Origin of the sequence: Kitasatospora sp. NPDC005856 (genome assembly GCF_040629945.1) — a bacterium.
Taxonomy (GTDB): Bacteria; Actinomycetota; Actinomycetes; order Streptomycetales; family Streptomycetaceae; genus Kitasatospora.
In genome coordinates, this window is record NZ_JBEXWT010000244.1 from 1 (window position 1) to 1,132 (window position 1,132).

2 protein-coding genes are annotated in these 1,132 nt (G+C 68.6%); both read left to right on the plus strand.

Annotated elements, in window-relative coordinates; all coding sequences use genetic code 11:
* On the plus strand, nucleotides 1-237 hold a 237-nt coding region (locus ABZ449_RS42225), incomplete at its 5' end, for a hypothetical protein (RefSeq protein ID WP_360357506.1).
* A gap of 100 nt (nucleotides 238-337) precedes the next feature.
* Complete coding sequence (gene hpt / locus ABZ449_RS42230; protein WP_030328005.1) at nucleotides 338-913, plus strand: hypoxanthine phosphoribosyltransferase; 576 nt, start codon at nucleotides 338-340, stop codon at nucleotides 911-913.
* Nucleotides 914-1,132 lie beyond the last annotated feature (219 nt).

The window sequence follows — 1,132 nt, forward strand, 5'->3', positions numbered from 1 at the left end:
CTGCCACTGTCCGGTTGCTCCGGCTGGTCGCAGACTGGTCTCTGTCCGGTGCGCACCGGCGGCGAAACCGACAGCAATCATGCGAAAGCGAGCGCCGCCATGGAGTTCCTGTTCTTCCTCCTGTTCCTCGTCCTGCTCGTCGCCGCCTCGGCGGCCGGCCTCACCGTCGACAGCCACGACTCGGCCGACTGGAAGCCCAGCGACGACGGCCGCCGCTGGCGGTCACGTACCAACTGATGTGATTGGCGTTGTTTGCCCAGAAAATCCTCGGCGGGACCGCGCGAAAAGGTGCGGCCCCGCCGACGGAGGCCAGCAGACGTACGGCAGGCTAGGAGTCATGGCTGACGGCTCCTGGTACGACGCCGACATCGACCACGTGATCATCTCTGAGGCGCAGATCCGCGAGAAGACGGCGGAGCTGGCCAAGCAGGTCTCCGCCGACTACGCCCACGTGGGCGACGGGCTGCTGCTGGTGTGCGTCCTCAAGGGTGCGGTGATGTTCATGGCGGACTTCGCCCGGGCGCTGGGCCGCAACGGCCCGCCGGCGGAGCTCGACTTCATGGCCATCTCGTCCTACGGCCAGGGCACCACCTCCTCCGGTGTCGTCCGCATCCTCAAGGACCTGGACCGCGACATCGCGGGTCGGCACGTGGTCGTCGTCGAGGACATCGTCGACTCCGGCCTGACGCTCTCCTGGCTGCTGCGCTACCTCGAGTCCCGGTCGGCGGCGAGCGTCGAGGTGGTCGCGCTCTTCCGCAAGCCGGACGCGGTGAAGGTGCCGGTCCCGGTGAAGTACGTCGGCTTCGACATCCCCACCGAGTTCGTGGTCGGGTACGGCCTCGACTTCGGTGAGCGCTACCGGGAGTTGCCCTACGTCGGGGTGCTCAAGCCCGAGGTCTACGCCCGCTCCTGACGACGGGTCCCACCCCGTCGGGGTGGCCCCTCGGGCGTAATGAGCCCAACTCGCATCGGCATCCATCAAGCCGACGTTCAGCGCGCTCTCAGCTGATGCGGTTACCGTGTAGCACGGTGGCCCGGAGGTTACTCCGCGCTCGACCCCCTCGATCGCGTGACCGGGCGCTCGGGTGGCCGAGCCGGACTCCCCGCCACGCCGGCTCCACCCGGACTCGCC

Coding starts and splice junctions, on each gene's coding strand:
- hpt (WP_030328005.1), top strand. CDS start 338: ATGGCTGACGGCTCCTGGTACGACGCCGACATCGACCACGTGATCATC.